18 protein-coding genes are annotated in these 22,523 nt (G+C 59.5%); 2 read left to right on the forward strand and 16 right to left on the reverse strand.

The features are described from left to right. Positions 1-68: 68 nt before the first annotated feature. From AB4Y40_RS35450 to AB4Y40_RS35480, 7 genes are all read right to left on the reverse strand, one after another. The gene (locus tag AB4Y40_RS35450) at positions 69-818 is read right to left on the reverse strand and encodes a hypothetical protein (RefSeq protein WP_368691822.1); all 750 of its coding nucleotides are present in this window, start codon (positions 816-818) and stop codon (positions 69-71) included. Next, positions 815-2,404 (reverse strand): hypothetical protein, encoded by a 1,590-nt coding sequence (locus tag AB4Y40_RS35455; RefSeq protein WP_368691823.1) that lies wholly within the window; start codon positions 2,402-2,404, stop codon positions 815-817. The genes AB4Y40_RS35450 and AB4Y40_RS35455 overlap by 4 nt, the downstream gene beginning before the upstream one ends. Positions 2,405-2,464: 60 nt before the next feature. Further along, a complete protein-coding gene (locus AB4Y40_RS35460) occupies positions 2,465-4,021 on the reverse strand; it encodes a hypothetical protein (protein ID WP_368691824.1) in 1,557 nt (518 codons plus the stop codon). A gap of 6 nt (positions 4,022-4,027) precedes the next feature. After that, a complete protein-coding gene (locus tag AB4Y40_RS35465; protein ID WP_368691825.1) occupies positions 4,028-5,680 on the reverse strand; it encodes a hypothetical protein in 1,653 nt (550 codons plus the stop codon). A gap of 92 nt (positions 5,681-5,772) precedes the next feature. Beyond that, positions 5,773-7,203 (reverse strand): ATP-binding protein, encoded by a 1,431-nt coding sequence (locus tag AB4Y40_RS35470; protein ID WP_368691826.1) that lies wholly within the window; start codon positions 7,201-7,203, stop codon positions 5,773-5,775. Positions 7,204-7,241: 38 nt separating this feature from the next. Further along, the gene (locus AB4Y40_RS35475) at positions 7,242-9,734 is read right to left on the reverse strand and encodes an Hsp70 family protein (RefSeq protein WP_368691827.1); all 2,493 of its coding nucleotides are present in this window, start codon (positions 9,732-9,734) and stop codon (positions 7,242-7,244) included. Beyond that, positions 9,731-10,219, reverse strand: a complete 489-nt coding sequence (locus tag AB4Y40_RS35480; RefSeq protein ID WP_368691828.1) for a hypothetical protein — start codon at positions 10,217-10,219, stop codon at positions 9,731-9,733. The genes AB4Y40_RS35475 and AB4Y40_RS35480 overlap by 4 nt, the downstream gene beginning before the upstream one ends. 647 nt (positions 10,220-10,866) lie before the next feature. On the opposite strand from AB4Y40_RS35480, the gene AB4Y40_RS35485 reads away from it, so the two are divergent. Then, entirely contained in the window at positions 10,867-11,256 is a 390-nt protein-coding gene (locus AB4Y40_RS35485) for an HIT family protein (protein WP_368691829.1), read from the forward strand. Next, positions 11,253-12,317 carry an HNH endonuclease gene (locus AB4Y40_RS35490; RefSeq protein WP_368691830.1) on the forward strand — a complete coding sequence of 355 codons (1,065 nt, stop codon included), beginning with the start codon at positions 11,253-11,255 and terminating at the stop codon, positions 12,315-12,317. Before AB4Y40_RS35485 ends, AB4Y40_RS35490 begins: the two co-directional genes overlap by 4 nt. 21 nt (positions 12,318-12,338) lie before the next feature. Here AB4Y40_RS35490 and AB4Y40_RS35495 read toward each other — a convergent pair whose 3' ends face one another. From AB4Y40_RS35495 to AB4Y40_RS35535, 9 genes are all read right to left on the reverse strand, one after another. After that, entirely contained in the window at positions 12,339-12,701 is a 363-nt protein-coding gene (locus AB4Y40_RS35495) for a lysozyme inhibitor LprI family protein (RefSeq protein ID WP_368691831.1), read from the reverse strand. 122 nt (positions 12,702-12,823) lie between these two features. Continuing rightward, positions 12,824-13,051, reverse strand: coding sequence for a hypothetical protein (locus AB4Y40_RS35500; protein WP_368691832.1), 228 nt, complete (start codon positions 13,049-13,051; stop codon positions 12,824-12,826). A gap of 196 nt (positions 13,052-13,247) precedes the next feature. After that, entirely contained in the window at positions 13,248-13,541 is a 294-nt protein-coding gene (locus AB4Y40_RS35505) for a TM2 domain-containing protein (RefSeq protein ID WP_368603073.1), read from the reverse strand. 53 nt (positions 13,542-13,594) lie between these two features. Continuing rightward, positions 13,595-14,386, reverse strand: coding sequence for a hypothetical protein (locus tag AB4Y40_RS35510; RefSeq protein WP_368691833.1), 792 nt, complete (start codon positions 14,384-14,386; stop codon positions 13,595-13,597). Further along, positions 14,383-15,177 carry a tetratricopeptide repeat protein gene (locus AB4Y40_RS35515; protein ID WP_368691834.1) on the reverse strand — a complete coding sequence of 265 codons (795 nt, stop codon included), beginning with the start codon at positions 15,175-15,177 and terminating at the stop codon, positions 14,383-14,385. The genes AB4Y40_RS35510 and AB4Y40_RS35515 overlap by 4 nt, the downstream gene beginning before the upstream one ends. A 40-nt stretch (positions 15,178-15,217) precedes the next feature. After that, on the reverse strand, positions 15,218-18,235 hold the full coding sequence (locus AB4Y40_RS35520) for a tubulin-like doman-containing protein (RefSeq protein ID WP_368691835.1): 3,018 nt from the start codon (positions 18,233-18,235) through the stop codon (positions 15,218-15,220). Between the two features lie 39 nt (positions 18,236-18,274). Further along, positions 18,275-19,210 carry a DUF4384 domain-containing protein gene (locus tag AB4Y40_RS35525; protein WP_368691836.1) on the reverse strand — a complete coding sequence of 312 codons (936 nt, stop codon included), beginning with the start codon at positions 19,208-19,210 and terminating at the stop codon, positions 18,275-18,277. A 45-nt stretch (positions 19,211-19,255) separates the two neighbouring features. Further along, complete coding sequence (locus tag AB4Y40_RS35530; RefSeq protein WP_368691914.1) at positions 19,256-20,548, reverse strand: caspase family protein; 1,293 nt, start codon at positions 20,546-20,548, stop codon at positions 19,256-19,258. 130 nt (positions 20,549-20,678) lie between these two features. Next, positions 20,679-21,431, reverse strand: coding sequence for a hypothetical protein (locus AB4Y40_RS35535; RefSeq protein WP_368603079.1), 753 nt, complete (start codon positions 21,429-21,431; stop codon positions 20,679-20,681). Positions 21,432-22,523: the final 1,092 nt, after the last annotated feature.

Consider the following 22,523-nt stretch of genomic DNA (forward strand, 5'->3'; position numbering starts at 1 on the left):
TGCCCACAATTCGTCGTCAATGATCGGCGCTTGCATCCCCTCGGTCTCCGTTCTCTGGACGACTGAGGTTAACATCGCGCCGCGAAAGTTAACAGACCATCAAGGTTTTTTTTGAACTGGCCTCTTAGGGGCGTCAGTTCATTCCTGAAGTAATTGAGCGCTTCGAGGTCCGCATCCCAGTACGGGCTAACCGCGATGAAACGCTTGACCTGTCGCGCGCCAATCTGCTCGATGAAGCGCGCGCCGATGCTGCGACCGTCCCCGCTGGCGACAAAAGCTAGCGCGCCACCGTCAGCGGGCGTCACCACGGCGGCGTCAGCACTTGCATCTCCTAGCCAGCGCGTCCGCTTCAGAGCCCAATCCAGCTGACGCGACGCCACCGAAGCATCCGGCAGCAGACGCCGGAGATAGTCGAGCGCGGCGCGCAGTATCGGAATGGTGGATGAGTCGGTTCCATCGCTCCTGACTTCTCCTATGACCTCAAGATTGCCTCCGAGGCCTGCCGCGGTCATGTTCGCGGAGGTGACCAGCAGCCGCCCCGATGCTTTCCCGAGTTGTAGAATGAGCTTTGGATGAAAGACACCAGTCGGCTGAATGCCGACGACCGAGTAGCGACGGCCAGCGAATCGCGGTCGCCGGAAGCCGCCCTCCATGGCTTGCACAAGCATCCGCGCATCGGCGATCAGAATGTTGTTGGTACTGCCAGCCTCGCGCAGGCGTGGCAGCGCGATCGACTCGTAGGCGGCGAAGTCCACTCCGAAGGTCGTGACGATCGTGGTGTGATAGCCCGTTTCGGCGAAGGTGTTGAAGAGCTTCATGCGGCGAGTGCATCCAGGCCGGCGTTAGTCGGACCTGCATCGTCCAAAAGGTGCAGGTCTCTCAGAAAAGTGATCGCCGACGACAGACGTGGATTGGTCAGCACCGGTCCGGTACCCTGACGCAGCCGCACGCGGCCGTCGTCGCATTCGAGCAAAAACGTGTAGTCGCCTTGTCCACGGAACTTCTGAATCGCCACCCACAGGTGCCGCTCGACGATCCTGCACTGGACCAGCCGCGTGAGCAATGCGGACAACGGAAGATGCGCGTGCGCGCGCAGATCGGTCAGCTCAGTCACGATCGATTGCACGAACTCACCAGCTGTGACGGCCTGGCACGACAGCCTGACGCGCTCAAGCCTGTCCTCCCAGCGTTTGTGTAGGACCACAAGCAACAGGACGGCCCGCGCAGCGATGGCATCGTCATCGTTCTCTTCTGCATCGCCGATGCCGAGCACGTCATTATGAAGCCGGTATTCTGAGAACGCGTCGCTGTCCGACCACGGGTCGTCGGAAAGCCGGATGCGCGTCAGAAGTGCTTCCCACGTGCCAGCCTCATAGCGCGCCAGTGTGCCGGCCAGCCGGTCGACCACTTTTGCAATCAAGTGTTCCAGTGGCATGCCGGCCGGCGTCAGCGCCAGTACATCGAGCACAAACTTGAGAATCGCCTCGTAGGCGACGTGCAGCAGATCGTTGGCGTGATACGCGCTCCAGGCGAAACAGCGTTCGTCCTCGGTCGAGGGGACCTGATCGAATGCTTGTCCTTCTGCGTTGCGTCCCGCATAAAGCGTCCAGCGAACTTGGGACGCGTCGACGCCGGAGGCATTCGACTGCGCGGCGCGCAGGATCAGTCGCAAAGTCTCGCTGCGAACAACCGCTGCGCGCTGCTTCGGGTGAAGCTTCGCGAACAGCAAATCCTGGTACAGGCGGCATTCCTCGCTGCCCGCTTCGATCCGCGACGGCAGCATGATTGCCAGCGTCTCGAGCGCTTGCAGGGAGACCGCCCCCTCCTGTGAGGCATGCCAGAAGATTTCAGCCGCGTCCCCGACCGCCACGCCGAAAAGCTTCGCGAGACGCTCGCCAACATCCGCAGTCGGCACCGGTACCTGATGTGCATCGACATATTCCAGCGCCCCGATGTCGATCAACTGCGAGCCGTAAGCCGCGCCGAACGCGCCGAATTTCTGCTTCAGGTACTGAGGGTGACTGCCGCGATCAGTGTTCGGACGGAATACCAGATTGCCCGATGTGGTTTGCGCGAGCTTGCGGCTCGCCCAGACGACACCCGCCACGCCTCGTTCACTATCCGCCCTCGCCGCGACGAGAGCGTAGAGCGCCTCGGCGCGCCGCAGAGACATGCACCAGCGCTCCACCGACGTCTCGCCGATCCGTTCAGCATAGCTCTGCGCAAGCCACGCATAGAAGCCGTAACAGCGCATGCGCAATGTCACGTTGCTGATGCCCGGAAGCAGTTCCTGATAAAGAGCGACACTAGTGTTCTGCATGCCAAGCGGATCGATGCTACGTTTGTCTTCCTTGGACGTCCACGTCGGCAAACCCGTGCCGGCGGATTCAAATGCGTCGCTCATCTTTTTTTCCTCTTCTCGTGCAGGCTGCTTGCCTTCACTGCTGTACTAGCCAAAAGCGATTCAGTCAAAATTCGGGCGAATATTTTGCGTGAGCCAAGCTTTGCTTGTCGTATACATTTTTACGACGGCTGGATCCGTCTCTAACGCCAGGCGGGAATCGATGAAATTCAGCGTTCGTTGTTTGTCCGCCGAGAATTGATACGCAAGCCACATCGCCTTGGTTGCCTGGTCCAGCCGATTCTCTTTGGCAAGCGTGACTGCCAATGGTGCCCAGACATTCGTTCGCCGCGGATTAAGCGACAGCGCGACAACAGCGGTGTCCTCGGACTTCGCCAGCTGGCCGTCCATAGCGTATGCAAAAGAGAGGTTGCTAGCGATCTCCTCATCGCCGGGGTCGGTCTGGTTTGCTTGCTCGAGCAGCTTCACTGCATCGTCGGGCCTCGACGCATTGAGCGCGGAAAGTCCGTCTTGATTGAGCTTTCGAGCCGTTGCTCGATCTCCGCGACGTGGTTTCGGTAGCAAATCGATTGTCTTTGCGGCTTCCATCGCGCCCGCAAGATTTTCGGACCCTGCAAAATCCAGCATTGCCTTTGCGCACGCGATAGTGGTCGTGCAATTTCCCGCGGTATTATCTGTCGATTGCGACGGCGCGGGTCCAACAGGCTGCGCGGGCCCAGTTGGATTACTCACGATACTCGTTAGCCACTGGTGCTGGTTCGCATACCACTGAACAAGGCAGTCACGATCGTGACAGCTACGCTCACGGTAGTTCCATTGCTCCCGAGTGTGTTCCTTAAACGCAACCTGGTCGGTAGCAGCAGCTTTTGCACTGGCAAAGAGATTTGCCAGATCGAGATCGGCCGCTGCAAGTTCAGCGTCACTGCAGATAAGATGCTCTGCGTCCGAGCGCGCCTTCGCACAGTCAAAGCTGGTTCTGAGAATTGGCGCATTTTGTTCCACCGGCGCGGATCCATTTGCGCTAGTGGCCATCGACAGTCCCTGTTGCGTCAAAGCCGCGCGATTCGATTCGACCTCTGCGCGGACGCTCTCAAGATCGCTGACTAGGTAGCGATAATCCGAGCAACGGGCATTGTAGTAGTCTACCGACGCGTTGAACGCGGCCACTGAGCTTTGTGGATCTTTATTCAGTTGTCCCTGCCACGCCTCGATCCGGATTCTCTGCGACAAGCAGAAACGAATCTGTGACCGGTCCAATGTCAGCCCCGATCCTTCAGGTGGCACGGTTTCCTCGTTGTCGACGGACGGGACTGCGACTGACGGTGCAGGCGCCTCATTGGCGGCCGGGGTCAATGTGTTTACCGCCGTGACAGGCGTCTCGTAGGCATCCGTCGCTCGCGACTGTGAAGGCTTTCCAGACGTCACCAGCCAGGCGAAAAGCGCGATCACGACAGCCACTGCGACGCCCCACAATTCACGGGAACCGCCAGATCTTGAGCCTGCTGCCGGTGACCCCGTGAAGGCCCGAGAAGGCTCTTCCGTCGTCGGAGTTTCGGCATCTGTGGGATTCAGCGGCGGGGAAGGCTCTGGCGCTGGCCCGACGTCTGAAATCATCGAGTCCAGCCCTGCAAATCCCTTTTTTCCGTTATCGTTCGCCATAATCTATCAAACCTTGAGGTAGTCGCTTAGCTTCCGGACACCTTTTTTGAAGCCGCCGCGGACGAGGTGCTCGAGGATGTGCGTGTTCCACCCGTTGATGTAGGACGCCGACCCGTAAACTTTTTTGTCATCCTTCTTGCCAATCAGGAAATTGCCGTTGGCACTCCAGACATTGACCTCATGCCATCCGAGACGCACTTGCTCGTTTGCCGAAAAGGTCTTATGTCGGATGAGTGTTACCGCGTCATCCTGGACAGCGATGTCTCCAAAGGAGAAGGATTGCCCTCTCTCCAGGGCGGCAACCATCTCGCATAGCAATCGGACGCAGACGGCCCGCCACAGTGCCCCCGTGAACCCGGTGTAGGTTGCTTCTTTACGCAGTCCTATGCTCTGCTGGGAGTTGTTGTCGCCAAAGGCGATCGTGTAGTCGGTTCCAGTCGGAATGCCATTGACCGATTTGCGCACGCCGCCCCATCGGACCCGGGTAATCGAGTCCAAGGAAACAGTACGCCCCTTCCACTGGATACCTTGGGGTGAAATCGCGAGCTCCTCCCTGAATACCAGTCCGACGTCGGCGCGGAAAGTCATTTCACGATCCCACTGCTCGTTATTGCGAGCTTGCTCATCGGCCTGCCGTCGCAGCCCATCTAGCGTCTCTGCATCCTCACCGAGCCTCTCGGCGACGTCCGGGAGTTCGGCGAACAGTTGGCGCAGCAGACGGGTCATCCGATCGGCCTGATTGAGCATCCCGTGCTCGTTGTTCAAGGTAAGGACCAGGCCCCGCATCTCCCACGCGACGTCCTGACTTGAGCGGTGGGCCATCCCGCGGGACATTGCGCTTGTCATTATCGGGAGCGCGACCCTGTGCCAGTTACGGGCTACCTTCTCCAGCCGGTCGAGGACCGGGTCGACTGTCAATGCGCCTCTCGGCGCAGCTTCGCGAGCCTGTTTGATCAGTGTTGAGATGTTCTCCGCCTCTTTCTGCAAAAAACCTTGGGTCTCTACCTCGTAGCTATCAACAAGGTCGTCAAGCAGCATCGGTGCGTGCGTCTTCCCGCCATTAGTGGTTCTGCGCACGACCTCGGTCATCGTTTCAATCAATCTTCCCGGTTCCATCATGTCGAGCAGGTTCTTCAGGGCCAACCGGTATGCCCTGCGTCGCTCAGAGAACTCCTGCTCGATTATTTCCGTTCCCTGAACCTCGGGAAATCCGGATACGCTGCGATCTTCGTTTACGTCGCGCAGCACGTCCTCCAGATCGATGGACTCAACAATTCCGGCAAAGTCGCGAATAAACTCAGCCACGGACGAGATGGGCTCGTCGTCTGGGACTAATTCGCATGCAGCAGCCATAAGGTTCGCTCGGGCCAAACCCGGGAGCCCCCTCGCGGACCTGGCGTCCGCCGGATTCTCGGAGAGGGCCAGAATCATGTTTTCGGCGTTCCTGGGCGCGACACCAGGCAGCCAGGCCATTTCCGCTGAAAGCCTCATCCTGGGGTTGATCAGGTCGGAGCGAGCCTTCTGGCAAATATCATTGTCCAGGTGCAGGGCGCGTTCTTCAGCCATCGCGACAACCTTCCGTCGATCATCGCGGGTGGTAACACCAAGGACGTAGAAAGGGTTAGCGTGCAGTGACGTGTCGTTCGTGTTCTTGCCCATCTCGATCTCGTTTCTTCGCCCCAAGGCGAAGCCGTGGCTAACCTCAGCGCGTTGTATCTCGAAGTTGCCGATAGAAGAGGTCAACAGCCGATTCAGACGAATCCGATGCGCCGCTCATTACCCTCTCCGGTGCGTGACGGTGCGGCTTCAAGTGCCGCGAGGAGGAAGTCCTGGCCGAGCACGTCGTTCCCTGCGCGAGCAGAGAGCCGCGCACCTTCACGAACTACGAACGCGACATCTGAAAGCGGGCGACCCGCGAGCGCCTTTGCCAAAGACGCCGGGTCGACAGTTTCGTCTTTCGGGAGGGGCGCCAGGAGCTTTGCGAGCAAGGCCGCCACCTCAACCTCGTTTGGATACCCGACCTCAATGACATGGTCGAATCGCCCGCGGCGCATGATCGCGGGGTCAATCATTGCCACCCGGTTAGTCATCGCGATGATCAAAACCTCGTTTTTGACAGCCTCAGGGATGCGCCGCAAGAATTCGGCAACCTCCTCGACCCGGTGGTGGCCTCCGCCTCCGCCAATTTGCCGGTCAGCCAAAAACGCTTCCATTTCGTCAATCACCAACACAGACGGCGCGTTTTGCATTGCCCTGTCAAACAGCTCGGACACCTTTCGGCTGGTTTCGTGGATGTAGGGGCTCGCAACTGAAGACGCATCAATCTCGAAACTCGGCCACCCTAGATACTCAACCAGTTGCTCGACCGCGAAGGTCTTTCCGCACCCTGGCGGGCCGTGCAAAACGGTCGCCGAGGGAAATTCGATGCCCAACGCGCGGTAGCGGTCCTTGTGACGAACGATCTCAACGACGTGCTCATTGAAGAAGGCCTCGAGCTCCGGCCGGCCGATCAATTCGAACGGCTTGCCCAAGTCAATCCCAGGCTCGAGCTTCGTGTTGCGCCTGGCAGAGGCGGCGTTCTCCTCCGCCTTCGTTTCGCGCTCCCCGGCATCCGTAAGATGCGAGACTCGGACCGCATCGCTAGCCGAGTCGTCGTCTGCAACGTCGATTCGCGCGGCCTCGATGATTTCGCGAAGTTGCGCGGCTCCGATCCACGTGAGCATCTGGCGAAGGCGCCGGAACGACTTCGCGGAAACTTGCGCACCGCCGCTCAGCCAGCAGCCGAGCACGAGATCATCACCTGTGCGCGAGGTCGCCTCATATGTGGGCAACAGTCGGCTCAATTTTTCGACGTAGACAGCGTCCTGAAGAGCGCTCTCCGTATCGATCGCGCGAGTCTCGCGCAATGCTGTTGCAAACGCGAGGGCCTGGTTCTTGTCACTGGGCGAACGGCAGGCAAACAGCGGGGCTAGCAGTTGGCTTGGACCGCATGAAATCTCGAAATAGGCATCGGTCCCAAACGAGAACCGATGGAATGCGCCAGCCTCGACCAGTCCGGAGGCACACCATCGGGCAAACAGGTCTTCCCTGACGATCAGTGCGCTTCCGCCACCCTGCGTTTCTACGACTTGCCAGTCGGCGTTTGCATGTCGCGGCCGCCCGCAACTCGCGCCATCCGGCAATTCATATCCTATCGGCAACCAGCTCTCGAGAGACACAATCACCCCACCAGGATATTCGATCCTGCGAGCATGTCATCTTCGCGGGATGTGATGACCCGGATCGAGTCGAGTTGACCGACGATCTGGCGCAATCCGTCGATGTCGTTTGATTCCAAGGCTTGACGCCCAAGCCGGCAGAGCTTTTCGTGCTCCACAGCATCGGGGAACAAGAATGCGCGCTCTGAAAGCCATTTGAGCCGGTCGATGACATACCAGTCCTGGCGCCAAAGGATTAGGAAGTTCCTTCCCCGCATTTCATCGATGTGTGACTCAAAATCGCGGCTGTTGTTACTGATCGCTCGTCGCGCCGTCCTGACGAGGTTGTCGAATCCCGTTGCTTCCGCGGGCCGTGCGTACTTCCGGATAAGCGAATCAAAAAATTCAACGGCCTTGTCGAGCTCTATCTCACGGATGACCGCAAGGTGGTCCTTTCGCGCTTGCGCCAGAAGTTTCTTTGCGTCCCGGACGTCGTCCATTGCCTGCTTGGCGGATTCGGGATCGCTCTCGCCACCTAAGCTAGATGCACGTTCCAGCTTGTTACGTGCCTGATCGAGGCGCGAGTCGTCGACCTGGAGTGAGACTTCCTGGAGCCGGCGTCCAACGCGCTCAGACTCCTCCTCAATGTGTTTCGCTGCCTTGGTATAGTCAATCTGACCTTCCTGGCGCGAATAGAAGTTGCGGCCGCTATGAAAGGAGCCGCCGATGGAGGGGACGGTGACCTCGAGAACAATGTTGCCCGAGTCACGCACCTCGTATTCGCACAGCAAATCCGCACCCTTGGCTATTACGCCGTCGGAGAAGTCCGTTCCCTTGATCTCGAACATGCCAATGAACTCGTTGTCCGAAACTGGATCCTCGATCGGGCCTTCCCACAGCTTGAATACGATCGATCCGGGTGCTCCGGCGCGCAGGGACTCCTCAGCCTTGAAGGTCTTGCTGCCGCTTTTGGGGAGCTGGTCACCCTCACGAACCAGGTAGTCGAGGAGAACGCTCCCGCCAATTTTCTCTCGGGCCTCTACTCCAATGGAATGGGATGCTGGAATCGCATCAATCTGCGCCGCGGTCCGCGAAATCGTGATCTTGTCCTGTCCCAGCTTCAACGAGCCACCAGCGGCGTCGAACACGAACACTTTGAACAAATTCTCGCCTGGCTTTGCCAGCGGCAACTCGATCGTCGCTCCGTCCTTGAGCGAGACGCGGCCAGAAGACCAACCGGTGTCAAGGCTATCGATCTGGAAAGCGGTGCCGTCCGCGGCTTTGCCGTTGACTTTGGCCACCACCTTAGCCTTCGAATCGGGCGTACGCGCCTGGTAGTTGAAAGACAATTCGAGCCCGCCGCCTGCGGCCAGCGATCCGCGCCCGCTTTTGCGGCCCCGGTTCTCACTTGACCAGTTGATGGATTCGGCAAATACAGCAGCACCCTCGGCCACGGCTGTCATCGGGTTAACGTCGGTCGACGCCGCAACGCCCAACTCGAAGGCGACCTTGTCGCGAAGCGGCTTGTACTGGGTCGGACCTCCTACGAACACAACCCGCCCCAAATCGTGAGGGTTCACTCCAGCCTTTTCCATTGCCTCGCGGGCAGCGGCGATGGATTCCTCAACCTTTCCAGCGATCAATTCGTCGAATCGCTTTCTGGTCACAGTGATGTCAAGGTAGATATCTGTCCCGGATGCGTCGCGCACTCGCAGTTCGCTGTCGTCAAGAGTGATCACTGCCTCTTCGCTCGAGGACAGCTCGATCTTTGCCCTCTCGGCCGCCCAGGTGGCCATGTGCCGCAGCGTCGCGTAGCGCGAGTCCGTCGAGAAGTCTTCTGGCAACTCAAAGTTCTCGAGAAGCCAAGGTTTGACAATATTGTCAAGTAGCAGGCGATCGAAATCCCGTCCGCCGCACATGGCAATGCCACCATGCGACAACAAGCTGACTCTCCCGCTAATGCTCTCTGCGATGGCGATGTCGAGTGTTCCGCCGCCGAGATCGTAGACCAGGAACATTCCGTCGCCTTTACGGTGACGCATCACACTCATGACGGCGGCAACCGGCTCCTGCATGAGAGCGACCTTCCCCAGTCCAGCCATCTCAGCGGCAGCCATCGTCGCGTCCTTCTGCATCTGGTTGAAGGCGGCCGGGACGGTAATTACTGTTCCGGTTTCCGGGTCGTTTCGAATTTCCTCGGGCAGGTATCCGAAGAGCACGCGCAGGATTTCGGCGGAGCATTCTTCAGGCGTCATCGTCAGATCAACCCCAGGCAGGCGGACCGGTGTGCTGGTGCCCATCAGGCGTTTGAACAGGGTCGCGGCGTTCTCTGGATTGCGTGCCGCGTTGTCGTATCCACGCTTGCCGACATACTTGTTATTGCGCTTGTCGATGAAGATGGCCGACGGCGTGACATCATTCTGGTCGGGGCTCTTGAACAGCCGCAGGCTCTCGCCGTCGTAGGCACAGATTGCGCTGTTCGTTGTTCCCAGGTCGATTCCGATGTAGTTCTTCATTGACGCTCCGCTTTCGCAAGCATGACAGTGCCGCCGCGCACCAATCCCTCAGGGCCCATGACAACAGGTTCGATCATCTGGTCGATAACCAGGTAGTCGTCGGCGCCGAAGTCAGCAATGTTCAAGGCGGAGACGGCCATGCCCGGGTCGTAGGTTTGGCCCTCAAGGGAGACAAGACGCAAGCCGAACGCGCTCAGACCGTCGTCAATTTTCTTCTGAAAATAGCGGGCCTGGTTCGCATGGCGTGGGGCATCACCCGCGTCGAGCTTATCAAGCAGCCGACCGAATACCCTGGCGAAGCGCCAGCCCTCAAGAGAAATATCGATCAAAGCCTTCCTCTCTGCGCTTTCTCCTGCGTCACGGTGCATCTCGTCCATGCTTTTCCCGGCCTCCATATTGGGAATGGAATCTTGTGGGGCCGCGGGCACCGCGGCGACCGAACGGGCGGCAGCCGCGAGCACACCCGGAAAGATTTTGCGAAACATCGGCTTCTCTATCAAAGTTGATTTACATCATTGCACAGTTGACATATCAACTATATAGAATGACGTAAGCATTTTGTATGCGTCAGTATGTCGCCAATGCCCGCTTAAATCGCGCTCTTTGGATGCTCGGGCAGCGCCCACTCGACGTGCCGTTGTTAGCGTCCTTTGAGGACCCACATGGGGCGAGCCAAACCTAAACGGTTGCAGCGATAGTTTTGGTTTTCATATGCAATGGCAGTGGTTAAGCACAGGACATCCTGTGCGTTAACGACATCAATGGCGTTTTCTTTACGGCCACCCCCGCCTTTTCGCGCGAAACTGCAAATCCATGCAAAACACATAAAAAGCCGTGGCCAGGCTGCATGGAGCCCCGTTCTCAGGCCTGCTAATCGTAGGTCATTGCGTGCCGAAATTTCTGCGCGCTATCGCACCATGGGCTGCTGTCGACGCTGTTCTACGCCCGTTGTCTGAGCGCTTCGGTATCGAAGTCGTCGTGGATGACCAGGCCGTCTTGTCGAGTTCGACGAGATCACGAACCGGACGACTCAAAGGCGCTCAACCGCCTGACCGAGCCTGAAGACGTGCGATTGCTCCCGCGGGCTAACGACGTGAGAGAATCCACGGACCTGATATCGTCTGAGCCCAGCATGGCCCCTCACTGCCCATTTTGCGATCTGCCAATTGACAGGATCGTTGACCGCAACGATGCAGGCGTTGCAGTACGTGACGCGTATCCTGTGTCCCCCGGGCACACGCTGATTATTTCCAGCCGACATGTGAGTTCCTTTTTTGAATTGTCGGACGCGGAAAGAGAACAACTCCTATGTCTGATTGACCACGCAAAAGGCGCCCTGGACGAGCAATATCGGCCTGACGCCTACAACATTGGCATCAATGATGGTGTTGCCGCCGGCCAGACAGTGCCGCACCTCCACATTCACCTGATACCTCGTTACAAGGGCGACCTCCCGGACCCGAGGGGCGGCGTACGTTGGGTCATTCCGGGAAAAGCTGATTATTGGAGCAAGAGGGGTTGAGCGCCAGCGTCCTACCGCCGACAGCCGAGGAACAACTGGCATTCCTCGCCAAACTTCAGCGGCTCTTTGCAGAGGGCGACTTCGCGGCGACCTACAAGTTCGCTCTGCTCATCTCGCTCGCAGACCTGGCGGTCGAGGTCGGATCGGACGACGGCGCGGAATTGACGCTCACCAATCGGCAGATTGCGGAGCGTTTCATTCAGCTTTACTGGCGGCACGCCATTCCGTACGGCACGGGCCGCGCCGGGACCCAACCAGGTGTGCTCGTCCAGAACCTCGGGGCCCAGGCCGCGGTGTTGACTGCTATTGGCGAGTTCAGGGCCTCGGTGCCCGGCATCACAATCCAGCGGGCTCGCACCGAGCCCCGTTATGCAACATTGTTAAGCAAGGTGGCGAGCATCGTCTCGGCGCAACCATTGAACTATCTGCAGAATTTCGGTGGCGTTACGGACACGTTCCTTTACGTGCGGTCAAGTCGCGGGGCGATCACGCTCGGGCACGGCGTCGCCTACTGCCTGCGGCGCTTTTATACGCTGGTCCAACAGCTGTCGCGGACGCACTGGGTCGACCACATCAAGGGGAACCGACGCAACCACGCGATCCTCGGAGACGCTGGGGATCTGGAGGACTTCCTGTTCTCCCTCTCCCGACAATCGATAGCCATCGTTGGCGCGGAACTGAGGAAACTCGATGGTTCTCGGTGTTTCTACTGTGGGTGCGCCATCGCCGAATTCGATGTCGACCATTTCGTACCGTTCTCGCTCTACCCAAGGGACCAGATCCACAATCTCGTGCTTGCACACCCGGCGTGCAATCGCAGCAAATCCGACACGCTCGCGGCGAGACCCCACCTCGACCGATGGCTTGAGAGACTAGCTACCAAATCGGACGCACTCTATGAAATCGGCGCCGTAGCGGGAGTGGCAAATGACAGGACCACGGCAAATCGAGTTGCAGCCTGGGGCTACGCCGCCGCTAGTGCCGCGGGCGGACGCGCATGGCTATCAGCATCGAACTACGAACCGGTCACGGCCAGCTACCTTCGCCTTTTGGATGCCTAGATCCAGACGAGCGCAACCCAGTTACTGAATATCGCTTGCCTCCACACATACTGCGTGGACGCCGCTCACGACCGGCGCGTCACAGACATCGTCGACGCGCTTGCGGTACATATCGACCAGACATCTTTCAGTCGTGCACTTGTTGCGTTGCGCGAGCCACACGCGTTGCTCCTTCTTCAATGCCTTGTTGTCCGGACCATCGCCTAAATCGGTCGCCAGCATTGCCCCGTAGTTCTCAGACAAGGCGTCATCGAGTTTCCCGAGCAACGGACTGGAACAAATCGTCTTCTCGACGTACGTCGAGGCCTTCTTGCAATCGAACGATGTGGCGTGGGCCAAAGGCGATGCGATCAGCGACGCAAAAAGCAGATGTCGAAGTTTCACTGACTTCCCAGAAAGTAAGAAAACCACCGAAAAACGGAGGTTTCGACATGATTAACTCCGACACATCACATCGCCGGCAATGTCCGGATGCGCGCTTCGGCGTCGTCATTTCCATCTGGCTTCTACTGCGCCTGGGCGGCTGCACGTTCCTCAGCCGCCCTCTTTGCCTTTTCTTTCGCCATATGGTGCCCAACTGCGCAACCTACAAGTGCGCCGGCAACTGCGTGATGGCCAGCTACGTGCCCGGCTACAGCACCGACTGCGGCGCCCTTGAGACACCCTGCTGCAACGGCCTGACCAGCGCCGAGGCTCAGAGTAAGTGCTATCGCCATGCAGCTTACTATCTTCATGATTCTTTCCTTTGTTTTGTCAGAACGACAACTCTTCCATTGCCCCGCGCACCGCACTGGACGCGCCGGAGAGAAATACATCAGCTGTCAAGCCGTACGAAGTCGTTTCAGTAAAGCGTGCGTCGAATGCTGCGCTATTCTTGACGCCCCCTCGAAATCAGCGAGATTGAGAGGTCGCGCACAGACCAAAACGACTTCAGCTTATCTGGCCTGCAAGCGCCACGTTGTAGCGCCGTACAATGCCTGGCAGCATGAACGCATCGACCAATACCCAGATGCCAACGACGATCAGCAGGAAAAAACCGATGCCTGCCCACGTCGTCGCCGCACCGACCAGCGTCAGAGCAATCTGTGCGATGGCAGTCAGCGCCCTTCCCGTGTAGAACCTGTGTGCTCCGAGGTAACCCAGAAAAAACCAGAACAGAAACGCGACGCCTACACTCTTCTTCTGCGCGTCGTAAAGCATCATGTTGCGCGATGTGTCGTTCATATCTTCTCCCAAGAGGAAATCAATCGATTGTCACGGGCATGCTTCTGCGCCGCTTATCGATAACGGGCAACGAGTGCCTGATATCGCACATCCTGTCGCAACGCCTCGAATTCGGGCGTTGCATCCAGTGTCGCGAATTGCCGGTAGCCGTGTTTAAACGCCTGATTCAGATGACCGATCGCGCTGTCCGCATCAGATCGTTTCGCCGCCAGAACTGCAAGATCGTAGTCGACGAGCGGGTGCGCCGACGGAGATGCCTGGGCCTGGGATAGCAGTTCTTCGGCTTGCGCGTCTTCACCTGCCCGCAGCGCCGCCTCTGCCTGCTGCATGAGCCCCTGCGCTGTATCATTGCTCGCAACGGGCGCCGCAGCGGCAACCTGCTTAACCTCGGCAGGCCGTGCTGCTGGCGTAACGACCGACGGCCCTGCTGGGACGACCGCCTGAACGGCATGTTGCGCTGTTGCGGTGGCGACATCGGTCGTCCCTACCGGCGAATCATCTACACGCCGGTAATACACCTTTCCGATAATCGGCACGTTCACGTACACGCGATCGGGACTCACGAAATAGAGCGATATCCCCATGCCGTAGGTGGTATCGAGCACCGCCTCGTCGCCCTTGCGCTCAATGCCGTCGAGCGGGATTTTCGCGTCCACCCCCGGACTCGAGATCGCGTCCTTGCTGATCACGACATCCGGACCAAGCGGTAACTTCACGCTGTAGACCTGCATGCGCTCCGCGCGCCAGTGCCCAAGCACCGACGCATCGTCGCTCCTGGAGCAGCCCGCAGCCAGCGCGAGGGGAACCATGGCGGCGATGGCCACCAGCCGGATCGGCGGCATCACGTCGTGGCAGCGCGATACTTGCTGACGAGCGCGGTAAAGCGCGGATCGCGGCGAATGCTGTCCAGATCCGGATCCTTGTCCATCTCGTCGAAGTACGAGAAGCCGTTGAGGAAACTCGCCTCGAACTGCTTCAGTGCGTCGTCGGTGCGGCCCTGCTTCAGGCGCAGCACACCCAGGTTGTAGTAGACGAGCGACTGCTTCGGGTCCCGCGTCGCCGCGTCTTTGAGTTCCTTGTCGGCATCATCGAGCTTGCCTTGCGCAATGTCCGCGATGGCAACCTTGATCATCTCCTTGGTCGCGGCGTCGTTGCTGGCGGCCTCGGCCCCGGCGGCGTCACCCTGTGCGAGCTTTGCGTCTCCCGACTCGCGCAGCGCGGCGATCTCGGCTGCACTCGGTGCAATGCCGCTTGCGGCTTGCGTGGCCGGTGGCTGTGCGTCGCTTGCCGCGGCGACAACCACTGATGCGGGCGCGGCCGCGACTGCTGCGGGCGCAGACGCCTGCATTTGCGTTTGCGCCTGGGCTGCGCTATCCGCGCCCTCAGTTGCCGCGCCGTGCGTCTTCTTGTAGTAGACCCCAGCTCCGCCGCCTGCGAGCGCCAGCGCGACAACGCCCGCCACTGCCGCAACGATCACCGGCTTGCGCGGGCCGCGCGCGGAGACGGGCTTGATCTGCTGCTCGAGCAAGGTTCCACAACCCGGGCAGCTCAGATCCTCCCCCGGCGCACGCTCGAAAAGCTCTCCGCTGTTTGCGCGCTCGCAGTCGCCGAGCGTCGGGCACTTGTAAATCGTCATGTTGGTCCTTGTGTTCTCTTTATCGTTCGGATCACCGCACTCAAGCGGGCTCGGCCGCCGCATTGGTCAAACCAACGATCTCGCGCACCAGCGGCTTCATCCGTACCAGCGCCCTGTACGCCGGGTCTTCGGTATCCTCGCCACTCTTTTCGAACTGCTCGCGAGCGAGCTTGTTGAACAGCTCAAGGAGCGCTTCCTTCTGCTCGCGATGCTTGTAGCCTGCGTCAAGACGGCGAGCGATCTCCTTCTCGATCAGCTCCTGAACTCCCGCTGCCTGGTCGCCCTCGAGCACGGCCTGCCAGGTCCGCCCCGCCAGCACCTTCGAGGTGGGCAGCCCATCGCTCTCGTAGACGAACACCCATTCCGGCTCGCCAGTGGTGCGGTTTTCGCGCAGCTTGATCATCTCGAGCAGGCGCCCGATGAGCCGGTACGGCTGCCGTTTGGCCTGGTTCACAATTTCGGTTGCGGTACGCGCATAGAGCGGCGGCAGGTTCTTCCCGTTACCGGCGCCATGCAGCAGCCAGGATTCGTTGTAGTCACCGAGCAGGCCATCGTAATGACGCTTGAGCATCGCGAGCGGTTCAATGAACCGCACCGGCATCAGGGATGCAATCTTCATGATGACGATCTCGTTCGAAAGCTTGCCTGCCGCGACGACCGTGTCGGACGCGGGGTCCTTCTGTGCCTCGAAGAGCGCGGTAAGGTTCGCGTGGAAGTCCTTCTGGCTTTCGCATTCGGGCAGGAACACGCCGACCGTCCTCGTAGTGCCGCGCGAGCCGCCTTCGTTGCCGGCCACCATGCGGTCGACTTCGGTCTTGTTGTACTGAAGCATCGTCCCCGAGGTCTCGTAGAGACCGGAGACGAAATTCTTCAGGCCGCTGGGATTCGCGTCATACTGCTTTTGCAGACGCTCAACGATATTGACGTGCAACACCGGTGGCAGATTCTTCGAGATCTCCGCATGCGCCGACTCAACGATGCTCGCCGACGCCTGGGTGATCGTCGAGAGGATCGCCCCGAGCGACAGGCTACGGGAAAGCTTGTCGAACGAGTCCGCGTCGGTGCCGGCGAGATCGATGATCGACTGACGCACACGCTGCGTGCGCGCGGCCTGCGCCTGCTCGTCGACGACGACAGCCTTCATCACATTGGTGATGGCGTTGCGATCGAAGATGCGCTGCTGGTAGATCGCATCCGCTCCCTCAAGACGCGCGGCCTGTTCCTGACGCACTCTCTCGGTCGCAGCGGCGAGATTCTGGTGCAACTCGTCGATGAGGCCGCGCAGCGTCGTGAGACCGTCCTTGACAAACGGCAGCAGGCTGCTCGCAAAGCGCCGCCCCTCGTGGAGCGTGCGAAGCTCGTACAGATCCTGATGCTGGTTCGCGATGTCCGCGAACAACGAGCTGCGCTTGTCGGTCAAATGCTGGCCAAAGAAGCCCACCTTGTTGAACTGCGCCGTCAGCTCGGCGATGCGCTGCAGGATGGTCTGCTCCGCCGCGGGCGCCTTCGCGATTTCTTCGTTGAAGACTGCAAGGCGCTCATCCAGCACCGCGAGCTGCGCATCCACGAACTGGCGCAGCTGGATAAGCGAATGCGTGCCCACCTTCCACTGGCTGAACAGTTCCTTTTCGATCACCGAGCAGATGTGGCGCGCCATTTCGGGACGCGCGTTGCCCTTGATCTCGTAGAACTTGCGCACGCCGCCCATGGTGCGGTACGTCTCGTCGAAAACCTTCGCGAGACGCGTATTGAGCGCGTGCGTCCAGTTGGTCTGTTCGAGCGTCTGGTCGGCCTGGATCTCCGGTGCCAGGCGGCTCACGATCTGCTTCCAGTACTCGCGCGCCGGCTTCCACATCGCGTTCTTCGCATCGTCCTCCAGGATGCCGGTCTCGAGCATCAGATGCGCGTCGCTTAGCAGCAGCTGGCGTGCGACTTCGGGTTTGCGCACCTCTGAGCCCCAGTCCTTCTGCAGAGGCTCGTCGGCATAACCTTCGCCCTGGCGAAAGTTGTTGAACATGAGCTGGCGCGTGGCCTGTTCCGCGAAGCCGTAGGCCAGAAACTCCTTGATTTCCTGCTCCGGCACCACGATACGCTCGACGCCAAACGACAGAAACAGCTTCGCGCGTGCCTTGCCGATATCCGCTTCGCTTTCGAAGTTCTTGATATCGTTCTCGCCCTTCTCCGCGCGGCCGAGCCCTTCCCACTGCTTGTTGAGCGTCTTCTGGTAGATGAACTCAGCGACAACGCGCGGAATCTCCGTGTCGACGTCGAACTGCAGGTTGTGCTCGTTGAGATTGCTCACGAGATAGCAGCCGTTGAAGTAGACGTCGTGCTCCATCGGAGAGCCGTCGAGCACATTTGCGGGATGATACTGGCCGACCGCAATCGCGTTGAGCTCGGCGAGCGCCGCATAGCCATTCGCGTAGTAATTCGAAAAGCCCGCCACGTCACGCACACGCTTCGAGTCCTTTTCCGGTAGCAGCGCGTAGATGAGGATGCGGTGAAGATCCGGATTGGGATATTTGTTGCGGATAAGTGCGACGGCATCCACGACCGATCCGCTACCCGTGCCGCCCGCAAGCCCGCAGACAACGTGAATTGTCACGCCCGTGCGGCCCGGTCCGCTCTCGAGCAGGCGCATGCGGTCCTCGACGGCCTTCACGAACTGTGGGGCGTTCTGTGCGAAGACGAGGCGACCGAGCTTGCGGCGCTGCGCGGCGCCCGCGATGCCTGGCTTGACGAAGCCGAAGATGCTGCGTGGCTCGATCCAGTCGCGCAGGCCCGGGAACGAATCGGGATCGTCGAGCACGGGACGCACGCTGCTCGCTGTGTTGACAATGTACTGGCTGCGCGCGAGATCGATGTCCTTGCCGAGAACCTTCCATTCGTCGTGCTTGTCGAGCTCGTCCGTCGACGTATCGACGTAGAGGTACTCGAAGCATGCATCCGAAGGGCTGTTGCCCTGCGCATCGCGATTGCGTTCGATGGTCTTGCGCAGGTTCCGGATGATTTTTCCGCCCGAGCCGCCAAGGCCGATGATCAGATGGTTGTGTTCCATGGTCGAAGCTGTCCGTTCAGAGGTCCATGACGACGTGCGTCACTCGTGGGCGAGATTGATCTTCAGGTAAAGGTTCGCAGCTTCGGGCTTCGTCGCCTGCTTGACAACGTAGGATGCGACCTGGCCACCTGCGGCAGGCGAGGCGTCGTCGCTAAAGACGATTCCCTTGGCCGCAAACTCCTGAGTATCGTTCGCCGCTACCTTCGCGCCGCAACCCGCACTCGTATCGGGCGCAAAGGCGATGCCCTTCGCGGCGTAACCCGTACCAGCGTCTGCAAGACTCAGCGTAGTTGCGCCGCTTGCCACGGTGTCTGGCGCAGCCGTCGCGGCGACGGGAGTTGCAGCGCACGAACCGGCGTCAGACGCAGTCTGCGTCAGGGGCGTCGAGACGAGATCGGGCGCGACGTGGCGCAGGCGCCGCGTGACATCGCCATGCTCGCGTTCAGGCGTGAGGTACACCATCAGCTTTTCCATGCCCGGATTGCTGTCGAAAACGAACGAGCCTTTGGCCGGGAAGAAAACGACGCCCATCGCGTCGACGAAGTTGTCCTGCGACGCCTGCGGGTAGATCTGCGTTACGGTGCCGTCCGGTGCTTCATTGAGAATGTAGACGTACGAAGGCCGGTTGACCTTCACACCGAGCTGGAAGTGCTCGCCGCTCTTGAACACGCGGCGCGCCAGAACGTCTTGCGTGGTGCCGTCGTTTTCCTTGAGGCGAATGAAGTAGCTTGCGCCAATCCGGGCGACCTTCTTCTTTTGCGAGACCTTCACGATCTTGCCAGCGCCGGCCGTTTGCTGGACGCCGTCGGTCGCTGGCGCAGACGCCGCCGCGACGGCGGTCGGCGATGCGCCGGTGCCCACGGCAACTACGGCGTTGTCTTGTGCGAAGAACAGCGATTTCGCCGTGAATTCGTCTTCCGCGAAGGCGTGGGATGCAAGCACGGCCAGCGAAAGCGCGACGAGGGGATACCGCATGTCGATTCTCCTATGGACTAACGTCTGCGAGCCGAACCCGGCCGCTTACTGATAAAGATCGTTCTGCTGATCGGGAATGGTCGAGTACTGGCGCGGCGTTTGATGCTTCCCGCCGTTAAGCGCTGTTTGCGACGTGAAGGTCTGCGCGTCGCGGAACGCGGGGCCGAGTTGTCCCTTGTAGTGCGCAAGGTATGCGAACAGCGACTGGGTGAAGAACGATCCCGTGAGGGTCTGGTCGGGCGCGAGCGGACTCGTGAAGTGGCCTGACTTCGGGCCGAGCGATTCCTCGTCCGGGCTCGTCGCAGTAATGATGTTATAGCCACTGCGACTGCGATCGATCGTCGTTCTGACCGTGCCACCTTGCGCCGCGCCGTTGCCCGCATCGTCGGCGAAGCGGATCCCCTTCGCGGCATAGGCCTCGCCCGTCCATGCAGCCAGCGAAATTCCCTCGTGCTCGCTTTTGCCGCCGTTGGCACGCAGAATGTAGGCCGTGCTGTCATCGGCGATATCGTCGAGCATGTCGCCGCTATAGCAGGTGTCGATCACAACGCGCATCGTATGGCTAGGCTTGCGTGCGAGATTCTGAACCAGCGTATCCGGCACCGAATGCGCCTGGAAATGCAGCAGGACTTCGGTGCGGTCGTTCGAGCGGACCGTGCTCTGGTCGCCCGAGTCGTAGGTCATGATTGACATCTTGCGCAGATCCCGACCGCCCGGTGTCGGTACCGGCGCGTTGCCGTGACTCGATATGTAAATAAAAACGTCATCGTTCGGCCCAATTTCCTGGTCGAGCTTCGCAATCGCAGCCGTGACGTTGGCCTGGGTCGCGCGTTCGTTGAGCAGCGCCGTGACCTGATAACCAGCCTGTCGCAGGTAGCCCTGGACGACGACGGCATCGTCAGCGCCCAGGATGTCAGGCAGGTGGTACGGATCCGCAAAATGATTGATACCGACGACAAGCGCCCGCCGCACGGGCGTTGCCGACGCGTGCTTCTGCGCCCGAGTGTAGTCCGCGAGTGCCTGACCGGCGGCGGCCTCCCAGCGCTTGTGATCAATCCGTTCCGGATAGATTGGCGAAGTCGACTTCAGCCCCACGATGGACTGTGTAATAAGGAATGCGGTGTCGACTTCGTCTTCGTTGCGATATTCGCCGGCGAGCTGGATTCGGCCGGTGCTATCACGCACTACCGTTGCTCCCGCAAGGCCATGTTCGCGGAACTTGACCTTGATCCGATTGACGAGTGACGGCGGAACATCGTAGCTCTTATAGGCGTTCTGGAAACCCGGCAGGCTACTGGCTGCGCAGGCTGAAAGCAGCAGCGATCCGCCCAGGACCATCAGGCGCACTAGAAACGTTTTCATTGGTTGACACGTAGCAAGGCAGTCGAATACGCGCCACCGACCCCGATGGCGCGCGCATCACCCCGTCCACAGGCGAACGCAAAACAGCGTGCAGGAACCGCGACGCTTATTCGGTGACGGTAAATTTCTGGGACGCGACGACCGGCGCTTTTTCGCCTGCGGCCACACTGAATTGCACGCGATACACGCTGCCCGCCTTGGCATCGGGCGGAACAGGAATTCGCACAACGTCCGTCTGCTCGCCCGGCTCGAACGTGTGCTGCTCCGAAGTCTGGCCAGGGAACTTCAATTCCGTCTCCTTGCCATCGTCACCCACAACGAACAGCTTTCGCTCCACGGTAGCGGGCGTCTCGGCGCCGTCCGGCGTCATGACGATAAACGCGCTGTCGACCTCGGCCTGACCAGCGGCTTTGACCGGTCCGGCAATATTCACTGACTCAACACGCGTCACGATGCCCTGGCTGGGGCGATAGTGAATCTGCTTCTTGACGTTGTCGTAGTCCTTGGTGCGCTGGATATTCGACTCCGGCATCCAGGAGGGATTTTTTTTGTAGCAGGTATCGATCGCCGTGTAGTAGGCGGTTGCGAATCCCGCAATACCACCAGCCACACCACCAGCCACCGCGCCAATCAAGGCAGCCTTACCGGCATCCTGATTCTTGTGCGTCACAAGCATTGCAGTCAGCCCGGTGATCGCACCGATCCCCGCTCCCTTCGCCGTCGTCAGGACCTGCTCCTTCTTGACACACGAATTCAGCTCGTCGTTGGCTGATTCCTGTGCCTGAGCAACCCCGCTCGTGAACAGAACTGCCATCGCAACAGCAATACATGCCTTACCGGTCGTTTTCTCTTTTCTCATTTTTCTCTCGTTAACTTCATGGCTTGATAGAGACAGTTACCTGCTCCGCGCAGAGCCCCAGTGCGCATTTATCAATGCCGCGCATCGTGAACTACTCCGATAGCGCGATTCTTATGCTCGTGATTGTCGGCAGAATCCGACGGAACTTTAGCACCCTGTATGCATCATTGTGAATGATCCCAACGATATTCAAGCTATGCGTTTTGCAACCCATCTGATGCGCCGAGTAAAAACCTTATGGCAAACGTTTTACATCTCCGATTCCCACAAACAATGTAAATATCGCCCCTCGAATTTGCTCCCCCTGTCATCTATTGAAAAACCGTCCGGGCCGTCACACTTTCCTGAGCAGGTTAACGCGCGGCACCTCCGACGCCACGTATCGGCAAAGAGAATTCCTCGCACCATAGGGACGACGACGACTCCATACGATCAGAGTCAAGGCTGATGCAGCGATGAGGCGTGACGGCACAACGACCTTCGATGTTGGCGATACACAGCGCAAGACCGGATTCCCGCGCGTCGCTTTCGTTGCACATACACCAAACGCAGGTGACTTCACCACCCTGCCTGCCAGCTGCCCACATCCCCCGGAGTCGTGAACCTTCTACTCACGGCTGCGCATCAAGGCGCAGCGCTGCCCGCCCCATACCGATATAACTTTTATAACATATCTATCCAGCCTTTTGGCAAGATCCCGACAGAGAACTTGAACACATCCGGCGCGTACGCGCCAGGATGTACGTTCTTCGCGGGCTCGGCTGACATATGCCAGAGCCGCTCGTACCGTCCGCGCCTGACTGATCGATGGCATGCTTCACGAAGCCCAATTGATGGCAAAGTTTGACGCCTGCAAAGAACGGCATTCAACTGGACAGGCGCGCAGCGGTCTCGCTGCACCCCGGAAATGCGCATCTCCCCCGAAATGCATCGACACGTCTACCACGCGACGCCCCGACCGGATACCAGCGCGTATCCACTGGACTGGCTGCTCGACAAACATTCCCTGCTGTGTACCTGTTCGGCAGCCTTGCAAGCTTATTGTTCAGATGTTATATTTTTTGTAACGATGTCGGGCCTGAGAGAAATCGT

It is taken from the genome of Paraburkholderia sp. EG287B (assembly GCF_040965595.1).
Taxonomy (GTDB): Bacteria; Pseudomonadota; Gammaproteobacteria; order Burkholderiales; family Burkholderiaceae; genus Paraburkholderia.

Coding starts and splice junctions, on each gene's coding strand:
- AB4Y40_RS35480 (WP_368691828.1), bottom strand. CDS start 10,219: ATGTTTCGCAAAATCTTTCCGGGTGTGCTCGCGGCTGCCGCCCGTTCG.
- AB4Y40_RS35525 (WP_368691836.1), bottom strand. CDS start 19,210: ATGCGGTATCCCCTCGTCGCGCTTTCGCTGGCCGTGCTTGCATCCCAC.
- AB4Y40_RS35465 (WP_368691825.1), bottom strand. CDS start 5,680: ATGGGCAAGAACACGAACGACACGTCACTGCACGCTAACCCTTTCTAC.
- AB4Y40_RS35455 (WP_368691823.1), bottom strand. CDS start 2,404: ATGAGCGACGCATTTGAATCCGCCGGCACGGGTTTGCCGACGTGGACG.
- AB4Y40_RS35485 (WP_368691829.1), top strand. CDS start 10,867: ATGGCCCCTCACTGCCCATTTTGCGATCTGCCAATTGACAGGATCGTT.
- AB4Y40_RS35505 (WP_368603073.1), bottom strand. CDS start 13,541: ATGAACGACACATCGCGCAACATGATGCTTTACGACGCGCAGAAGAAG.
- AB4Y40_RS35475 (WP_368691827.1), bottom strand. CDS start 9,734: ATGAAGAACTACATCGGAATCGACCTGGGAACAACGAACAGCGCAATC.
- AB4Y40_RS35530 (WP_368691914.1), bottom strand. CDS start 20,548: ATGGTCCTGGGCGGATCGCTGCTGCTTTCAGCCTGCGCAGCCAGTAGC.
- AB4Y40_RS35535 (WP_368603079.1), bottom strand. CDS start 21,431: ATGAGAAAAGAGAAAACGACCGGTAAGGCATGTATTGCTGTTGCGATG.
- AB4Y40_RS35515 (WP_368691834.1), bottom strand. CDS start 15,177: ATGACGATTTACAAGTGCCCGACGCTCGGCGACTGCGAGCGCGCAAAC.
- AB4Y40_RS35500 (WP_368691832.1), bottom strand. CDS start 13,051: ATGAAGATAGTAAGCTGCATGGCGATAGCACTTACTCTGAGCCTCGGC.
- AB4Y40_RS35450 (WP_368691822.1), bottom strand. CDS start 818: ATGAAGCTCTTCAACACCTTCGCCGAAACGGGCTATCACACCACGATC.
- AB4Y40_RS35460 (WP_368691824.1), bottom strand. CDS start 4,021: ATGGCGAACGATAACGGAAAAAAGGGATTTGCAGGGCTGGACTCGATG.
- AB4Y40_RS35520 (WP_368691835.1), bottom strand. CDS start 18,235: ATGGAACACAACCATCTGATCATCGGCCTTGGCGGCTCGGGCGGAAAA.